This window comes from Porphyromonas sp. oral taxon 279 str. F0450 (genome assembly GCF_000292995.1).
Lineage (GTDB): Bacteria > Bacteroidota > Bacteroidia > Bacteroidales > Porphyromonadaceae > Porphyromonas > Porphyromonas pasteri.
Map to the genome: position 1 here is coordinate 1 of NZ_ALKJ01000001.1, position 8,643 is coordinate 8,643.

The 8,643-nt window shown below is 49.2% G+C and carries 7 protein-coding genes and 2 pseudogenes; 6 read left to right on the forward strand and 3 right to left on the reverse strand.

Annotation, left to right across the window (positions count from 1 at the left end; genetic code table 11):
• The 3 genes from HMPREF1323_RS00005 to HMPREF1323_RS00015 all read right to left on the reverse strand — a co-directional run.
• Positions 1–948: toprim domain-containing protein (locus HMPREF1323_RS00005; RefSeq protein WP_044123777.1), on the reverse strand; the 948-nt coding region annotated here is incomplete at its 3' end.
• Positions 949–956: 8 nt separating this feature from the next.
• Positions 957–1,328: a MerR family transcriptional regulator gene (locus HMPREF1323_RS00010; protein WP_044123773.1), complete on the reverse strand. Its 372-nt coding sequence runs from the start codon at positions 1,326–1,328 to the stop codon at positions 957–959.
• Positions 1,328–1,669, reverse strand: a complete 342-nt coding sequence (locus tag HMPREF1323_RS00015; RefSeq protein ID WP_083845303.1) for a helix-turn-helix domain-containing protein — start codon at positions 1,667–1,669, stop codon at positions 1,328–1,330. The genes HMPREF1323_RS00010 and HMPREF1323_RS00015 overlap by 1 nt, the downstream gene beginning before the upstream one ends.
• Positions 1,670–2,446: 777 nt before the next feature.
• On the opposite strand from HMPREF1323_RS00015, the gene HMPREF1323_RS00020 reads away from it, so the two are divergent.
• The 6 genes and pseudogenes from HMPREF1323_RS00020 (at position 2,447) to HMPREF1323_RS09135 (ending at position 6,369) form a co-directional block, all read left to right on the forward strand.
• Positions 2,447–2,758, forward strand: a complete 312-nt coding sequence (locus HMPREF1323_RS00020; protein ID WP_009432097.1) for a DUF3853 family protein — start codon at positions 2,447–2,449, stop codon at positions 2,756–2,758.
• A 35-nt stretch (positions 2,759–2,793) separates the two neighbouring features.
• Positions 2,794–3,469, forward strand: a pseudogene (locus HMPREF1323_RS00025) (AAA family ATPase); the annotation flags it as partial.
• A gap of 73 nt (positions 3,470–3,542) precedes the next feature.
• Positions 3,543–3,671, forward strand: a pseudogene (locus HMPREF1323_RS09325) (hypothetical protein); the annotation flags it as partial.
• 10 nt (positions 3,672–3,681) lie between these two features.
• Positions 3,682–4,671, forward strand: a complete 990-nt coding sequence (locus HMPREF1323_RS09130; protein WP_009432094.1) for an ISAs1 family transposase — start codon at positions 3,682–3,684, stop codon at positions 4,669–4,671.
• 356 nt (positions 4,672–5,027) lie between these two features.
• Positions 5,028–6,188 (forward strand): hypothetical protein, encoded by a 1,161-nt coding sequence (locus HMPREF1323_RS00035; RefSeq protein WP_044123775.1) that lies wholly within the window; start codon positions 5,028–5,030, stop codon positions 6,186–6,188.
• A 31-nt stretch (positions 6,189–6,219) separates the two neighbouring features.
• Positions 6,220–6,369 carry a hypothetical protein gene (locus tag HMPREF1323_RS09135; protein WP_009432100.1) on the forward strand — a complete coding sequence of 50 codons (150 nt, stop codon included), beginning with the start codon at positions 6,220–6,222 and terminating at the stop codon, positions 6,367–6,369.
• Positions 6,370–8,643: the final 2,274 nt, after the last annotated feature.

Consider the following 8,643-nt stretch of genomic DNA (forward strand, 5'->3'; position numbering starts at 1 on the left):
ATCCTTCTCAGCCTTCGTCCCTTTGAGTGGAAGCTGAAGCTGCTTCACATGATAAGCCGACAAGCGACCTACCTGCCGCTGAGCCTCACGAAGCCCGGTAGCATCCGAATCATAGAGGAGGATGATATGCCGAAAACGCAGCTGTAAACTCTCAATGATCCGCTCGGGAATCTGCGCAGTTTCGCTATTGAAGCAAATCGCATGGAAATGCCGAGCGGAAAGCGAGAGAACGTCTTTCTCTCCTCCCGTAATGAAGAGCATATCGCCTTTACTGGGGAGCTGCTCCATCCCGAAACAATAGGGACTGGGCATTCGCCCTCCATAGAGAAAGCGCATCTTCGAGCTGTTGGGGCGATAAACCTTAATGTAGCCATTACCGATATAAGCATAGATAGGCTCCGTAGGACTAGCTTTCAGCTCATAAGGTTTGCCCTCCTTCGTCTGGCTCCTATAGCTCTTCAGCGAGCGCACTCGAAAGCGTCTGAGGGTATCTTCATAGATACCATAATGCGCCCAATAAGCCAAGAGCCCATCATCAAAAGGCTGAATCTCGAAGCTATAGGGGAGCTCATCCTGGACTGGCTCACTCAGCGTAGAAGCACGCTGCCCCTCAGGAGCAATAGATTTCTTGATCTGCTCTCCCGCAAGGATACGAAGCCCCAGCTCCCCAACAATCAGCTCTAGGAGATCACGAAAGCCCGTTCTCAGATCGATACCCCGTAACTGTGCTACAAACCAAAAGCAATCCCCCGCATAGGAGGGATCGCCATGGTCGTAGTACTTATAGGTCGACGATTTCTTGTCATAGTAGATATGACAAGACGCTCGCCTATCATCATAGAACGGACTCCGGAAATTACGATGTAGATTGACCTCAAACCCCAGATAGTGACTGAAGATAGTGAGGCCTTGATCCGTCAAGGCTAATACCTGCTCTTTCTCTATCATGATGGGGATCATCGTTCTGAAGTGAGACAGCTCGAGAGGATAAGCTTATCCTTATAGCGCAAAAGACGATCCAGAAGCTCGTCATTACGCATACCCGAGATACGCAAGCGGTTACAGCGAGCGCAGATAAGCAGAGACTTATAGAAGTAGCGCACATCCCCGCTCTCCGTATAGCGGAAGCGAACCAGGTTCTTCTTGCGCCAACGATACAGGGTCGACTCAGAGACATTCAAAGTCTCTATGAGATCCTTCGTAGACATCTCGAGCTCATCATCGATGTCTTGCAGGAGGTGTGTGGTACGCTCTACATACTGCTCAATTCGATTAAGCCGGTCTATCAAATCCTGATAGGCACTGCTCTCCATAGAGATTACTTCCATTACTTCAGTTGCGTTGTGACAAATTCAATGTGGCCACCCTCCTCTGCGAGCAGTTGCTCAACAAGACGCTTGAAGCTTGCTCTATCGTAGGCTGAGATCTCAATCTTGCCTACTGGCTTGGAAACTTCAGCTGGCTCATTTGCGCTGAATGCAAGAACCTCGTGGACAGTGATGTCCAAGAGTGAGGCGTACTCGAAGAGCTTGTCTATACTAGGGAACTTTCCCTTAGACTCCCAGCGTGAAATGGTGCTGGAGGAAACGCCCAGTTTGACAGCAAGATAGTCTTGCGAAATCCCTTTATCCTGGCGAGTGGATCTTAGGTGCTCGAGTAACTTTTTCATATACTCAAAGTTATAAACGCATCCGAGCTCAACCAACCCGTTTCGTGCAAGCTTGTGCGCCCAATGCAAGAGGTCTTGCATCAGATGCAACATGATGCTATGTCGGGCTGCAATGGGACCAACATAAGATAGGGACTGAGCAGGTCTTTTCAGCATAAGTGCACGTGAATTTTCCCTAGCTACCCAGGAGACACTGGTGCACGGTGCAAGCCCCCTATATATAGGGCTTGCACCGTGCACCAGACTGTGTAGCAGGGATCTGAGTAAATGCTTATTATAGAAGAGCTTTGCTTATCGTTCGTTTTTCTGTACCTTTGTAACTAGGAAAAGAGAGCTGTTGCGCTTTCAATAGTCCGTCAGAATGGTAGTCAAGAGTCGGTCAAAAAACTGCTACATTTTTGCTACACTACCGATTGACTGGATTAGATAGACATCTGTGATACAACGAGATAAAGGGGAATGGTACATTTCCCTCTCTCTCCGCAATAAAGGGTGTAAATCAGCGAGTTATGCGATTTACACCCTTTTCTACACCCGGAAATATCTATAGCCTATAAGACGATAAACGAGCCCTTGGAGCTTCTTGATGGAGCCCAAAGGGCTCGGCTTATTTTCCCACATTCTCCTAATACATCCTCCCCCTTCCTGGGCTATTCGGGCGTGCTCATTTCGCCTATACATTTGCAGTGTCAGAGCTATTCAAGACCATGCTTGAAGACTCTCGAAGACTCATAAAGACACATTCAATTGGATTGACACCGCAACGTATAAGCAACTATGACACTACACGAACTCCTCGAGAAGCCCGTATGGCAGATGACGGGTGAAGAACTACTCTTCCTCACCCAACAGAAAGTAATGCAACCAGAGGGAGCAGAATCCGAGATGTCTTCAGCCAAAGAAGAAAGACACTTCGTTTATGGACTATCTGGGCTTGCCCGACTTTTTGGGTGTAGCCTCCCCACGGCCAATCGCATCAAGCAGAGTGGAAAGATCGATCGGGCTATCACGCAAGTCGGACGAAAGATCATCGTCGATGCAGACCTCGCCCTTGAGCTAGCAGGACGCAAATCAGGAGGACGCAGATGAATGCTTTCACCCAGTCCTGCGATCCATCACCCGATATGGAGGAGGTATGGAGACGCTCGCTCATCCGAGTAACAGACGAATTCACCCTCCCTCCCGTAGTGCTCCGTGTGGATGATGCAATCATTGGCACGCTGGGCAACTTCAGCGTCTCGACGGGGAAGGCAAAAGCCAAGAAGACCTTCAACGTCTGTACGCTGGTGGCGGCAGCCCTCATCAATGGCCAGGTGCTAGAATATCGAGCGAGCTTTCCTGAGACCAAGCGCAACATCCTCTACTTCGACACCGAACAAAGCCCATATCATTGCCAGCTCGTCATGCAGCGCATCTTACACTTGGCTGGACTTCCACTTGACCGTGAGCCCGAGTATTACACTTCAGCCACTTGAGAGCCATCGCTGAGCCCGAGATCCGTAGGGCCATCATTCGATTCGCTACGCCATCTACCACACCCCTGATGTAGGGCTCGTCATCATTGATGGCATCCGTGATCTTATGCATGACATCAACAGCTCCACTGAAGCTACCAAGCTCGTCGGAGACCTAATGCAATGGACAGGCGAGCAGAACATCCATATCCAGACGGTCCTTCATCTCAACAAGGGAGACGACAATGCACGTGGGCACATTGGCACTGAGCTAAACAACAAAGCCGAAAGCGTGCTACTTATTGCCAGAGATAATGCTGACGCTGATAGAAGCATTGTATTCCCGAGGGCTGACGCATAATGTTGCTCGGCGGGCAAACTTGCGTAGCTTGTTCCATCAACACTCACTTTTTTAAGCTATGGAATCCTCTAGCCTCATTAGCAGCCTCAGTCTAATCGACGACCACCGTAGCGATAAGAACAAGCGCTACCCGTTACCTCTCCTTCTTCTCATCGCCTTCTGTGCCAGCATCTCCAAGCATGACTCTTACACCAAGCATGACTACGCCCAAGCACACGAGGCCAGTCTCAGGGAGCTCTACAAGCAGCTCTTCGGGGAGGAGCTCGAGAGCATGTCCCCCCCCCACACACGACACGCTCAATCGAGCCCTGCAAGTCATCCCCCATCAGGGCTTCAAGCGAGCCTATCAGGACTGGAGCGCTGCCCTACTTCGGTGGAACGAAGAGACGCGGCAGATCTGTATCGATGGCAAGACTATGCGTGGCGTCAAGAAGCCCAGCCCTGACACTGAGTCGCACATCGTATCGGCCTATGCCCCTCATCTTCAGCTTGACCTCTCGGTAGGCACCGTGCCCGTCAAGCGCAACGAGCTGGACTCCATCCGTCAGCTTTTGGATGAACTATATGTTGCTGATGCTCTCATTTCCATCGATCCTTTGGGCTGCCAGCGGCAGGTCGCAGAGCAAGGCCTTGAGGTCGGAAGCCACTACCAGCTTCAGGTAAATAGCAATCAACCTACTCTACTCCAAGAGCTCGAAGATAGCTTACCGAGAACAAACAAGGGCTTCACATTCAACAAGAAGGAAGACCTAGGGCATGGGCGCATTGAGACGCGGCAGATGAAGAGCCTTCTCCTAAACCCCGAAATGCTAGAGGACTCCTACGCCTTTAAGGACTGGGCTGGGATCAAAAGCATCCACCAGCTTAGCCGTAAGCACTACGACAAGCGTTCGGGCAAGGAGACGATAAAGATCTCCTATTGTATTAGTTCGGTGGAAGATAGCAAGCGTGTCTTCCGAGCCATTCGTGATCACTGGAAGATAGAGAACCTGCTACATTACATGCTGGACGTGACCTCAGCGAGGACGGTTGGAGCAGGCCTGCAGGCGAAGGGGCCAAAAATATGGAGCTACTGGCCAAGATCAACCTCTTCATCCTGCAGCGCCTCAAGACGAAGCTCGGTAAGTCCATCCCGCACGTACAGATGCTGCTGGCCAAGCTCAACCCGCTACAGCTACTCAACCTAGAGCTCTAGTAAGGAAATACACGATTATGCGCCTGTCCGCACTAAAGAGCTAACATGAAGTGTGAATAATTATTTTTTTGTACCTTTGCAGTGCAATTGAAGAGGCCGGTCGCACTACAAAAGAAAAAATCGAGGATGGCCCATTATCTGCCCTCGCACTCTTTTCATTTTTGCTTTACTAGCACAAACGACACCTCTTCATCTTGGTAGCTATGCTCTCTGACCCATAGTGATCCCTGACGGATCAGCGAGAGAAGCAACTACCCTCTATGGAGTGATCCTAGGAGTCTTGTGCCAAGCTGTATAGCTCAAGGACTCTGAAAACAGAATCATACAGCAGTTATTAAACAACATTCAATGAAGAAAAGTATCTTAATGCTTGCTTCCCTGGCTCTACTCAGTGCTTGCAACAAGGAGAGCAATGAGCCTGCCGTACAGCAGGAACAGAAGGCCAAGAGTGGCGTAAGCATCTCCATGAGCGGACAGATTGAGCTCCCAGAACAGCTAGCTCGTGGTCTCGAATTCCAGCCCTATGATAAGAATGGACGCACGTCCTACACGCCGTTCTTTACTGACACGAGCATACCTGCGCTGGTCTGCTTCTACAATGAGGAGGAAGATAACACCACAGAAAACGCCCCGAATGTGATGCGTCAGATCGTACTTGACGTACACAATGAGCCCGGTCCTGGCGGTCGCATGATCAGCAAGTTCTACTTCAAGGAAAAGCTGATCGATACCAACGAAAGGCTCTTCCAGGATCACCTCAAACCTCATGCACGCCGAGACAAAGCCAAGGTCTACACCGATCCAGAAACCCTGAGAATGACGCTCATCGTAGGCTTCGAGGTGAAGGATGGCAACAATGCCTCCTGGGACAACCAGCCCATCTACAGCAGCGAGACCTTCTATGAAATCGGTACGAAGCTAGATCTAACTCAGCCCATCAACTACTGGGTAAATAAGCGTGCTAAGACAAACATCGCTCGTCCTATCTTCGCTGCATTCGACGTGAAGCCTTCTGCTGAGGTCGCTGACGGGATAATCGCCTTCTCTAACGTGAAGCTAACGATGGTCGGAACGATCATCAAGGCTACAATTACGAATAACGACTCTGACCCTCATAGAATTGTCGGTTTCAGGATTACAAATGTTGGTGGTAGCGCTCTAAATCTGGAAGCCCCCACTCGTGTTGAAATCCCCGACACCAGAAAGAAACGACTGGTTCCTCCAGCCATCGCTGCAAATGGAAAAACCACAGATGCCGTAACTGAGCACTTCATAACGTACGAATTCCCGCAAGAGCAGAAGATGACTCTTGGTAAAGATAAGTCAGCGGAGTGGCTGGTATACCTCCCTCTGAATAAGACTCAGTCTGGGGGACGCGCTGATGGACCTGTATTCGAAGTCATGTATGATCCGTTTGGTGCTAAACCCAAGTACGGTGTTAAGCAGAAGCTCAAGCCTCTGAAGCGTGATGGTCTGATCGTATCGCACGAGTTCAGGCTCAAGCGATGATAATCCCAAACCCACTAAGCACACAAGAACGATGAATATAGAACAGAAGAAAGAGCGCTACGAGCGTCCCGAAGCAGCTTTCCTTGAGCTAGAAGGTGCTCAGAATATCCTAGTCAACTTCTCCATAAGCGGAGACGTGGATGACATCGAGGATGCAGGTGAATGGAATGACAATATCTAAGTCACCGATATTTACTAGCCTCACGTAGCTCGACTACGATAAGCCCAAGCGACTCAGAGTTCACTCCGAAGACAGGTGTCACGAGTGATGCTCTGAGTCGCTTCTTTTATACTCCCATCCTGTCCCTTCCCTTCTCAGTTCATGCCATACACCCACACTGCACGACAGAGTACCCTTCTCTCAACTATGCAGTGCCGAGTACCCTCACTACCATCAAGTACAATAGGAGAATGCTCCTCTCCTTACTACAGACGGACAGACTCATTACCTGACACGAAGAAGCCCCCTAAAGTTAAAGCAGGAGCTCTAGCCCACACTTATCTTCTCCCCACCAAGGATAGCTAAGGTGCACAAATAGAGACTTAGAGGAGCACAATGGCGTGAACGAGTAGTCTTATCGGATGATCACAGTTTCGAGTCTAGGCTCTTGAGCAGCAATGCCACTATGCCAAGCTGTGATTAGCTTGTCACTCCTTCCGTTTGGCTTAGCTACGTCAGTCTTATCCGTAAACCGCCTCGCTGGACTCTACCCAGTGCTTCCAGACCTTCTGCAAGGTAGCTGCTTGAGGAGTGGCTGTCGAAGCTGAGGGGATGATGGGCTTGTCTCCCACCTTGATCTGCTGACTAGCCCAAGGTTTGGGTTCATATATCTTCGAGATCGGCACATTATACTTTCGTGATGCTCTAGATAGCCTCTCCACGCTACACTTCGTGATCACGTATACGTCGATTTCCCTACGCACTTACTCCGATATAAACTAGAAGAAAAAGGGCCATCGAGAGGAATGCTGACGCTGATAGAAGCATCGTATCCCCCGCGATCATTCGTTCAAAGGCTTTTCAGCCATTCGCCTTCAGATTATCAGAAGACGAAGGCATCTGCTTACCGAAGCTGGACAGCGATTATACCGTCCTACACCCACAAGTTGTCGCTTACCAAGAAATCACCTATGAGGAGCACAGCAAAGCCTTACGAGAGGTGTTCGGTCAGTATACCGAATTAGGATATGGCGATCTACTTGTCAGACTTAGCAGTGCTTACTCTGCTACGACTGGTCATCCATACCGACAGACAAAGCTCAAAGAGCTCCTTCGCTTCCTACTCCGCAAAGGAATGATCATCAAAGAGGGGCGAGGACGCTATCGCTGCAGCTCAGACCGGCACCACTAAGTCCTTCGATTGGTCGGTCGGACACAGGCTATATATACCTGACCATCCGACCAACCATAAATAGAGAATGGTCGGACGGAAGGGGTGCCTATAGTAAACGTCCGACCGACCAAAGAAGAACCGCCAAAGAAAAAACAGCATGCAGCTACACGACATCAAGCAAATATCCATCGTAGCGTACTTAGCTCGGATAGCACCGTCTTTTTCTTTTGGAGGAACAACTACCCTAAGGTCACAAGCTCCCTCAATAGAGCTCATCGCCGTACGAGCAGTGAAGCACCCCAAGCTCTTGCTCTACCTTGCCTAAAGATGGCTACATCAGCTTGCTCTCTTGACTAGAACTTCACCTAGAGGAGTAAACAAATAGAGTCCTTCTTCATTCGCTCTCCCTGCTCCCAAACTCATACTCTTGCTTCATCCCTACGTTATGATTGAGAGCCTTCTTGATAAGGACGAGGCTGCTGGATCGGGCTACGAGACATCTTCCTAATTAACGGCGGAACAAAAGCTATATAGCTTTCGGGGCATTCCTATATAGGATTGAGTTGATTACTATATAGCTTTCGTCTCATTACTATATAGCTTTCAAGTGATTCCTATATAGGATTACTTCGATTACTATATAGCTTTTACCCTATTACTATATAGCTTTCGGAATAATGCCAATTCACTACAAGGCTTATGATGAGAAAGGTTGACCTAGCAAGTAAGGACTTCATCAACAAATCCCGTTCCTCAGCACCTCGATCATCCGAGGCCAATGTCGAGATCTAGATTAATTAATTTCTCGAGATCTCGATGTCTCAAGTTTAAGTTTACTCGAGCGCTAAAGAAATAGAGTGATCGGTAGAGACTATGAAGCATCCCTTCTTGATACTGGCAAGGTGTGTCTTTGCCCCACAAATTGCTATTTGTATCACAAAGATCCTTACCCCAACAGGGGGATCAATTAAAGCAGTTCTCCCAGCAAATAATCACCCTTGAGCAACAAGCCATCAGCCTAACGCTAAACTACCGGAAGCGATGATTGCTGATAGATACTACCCCTGGAGCAATAGCATTGATGGCAATAGCATAGTCAAAGTCACTCGTCCTCGTCTAGG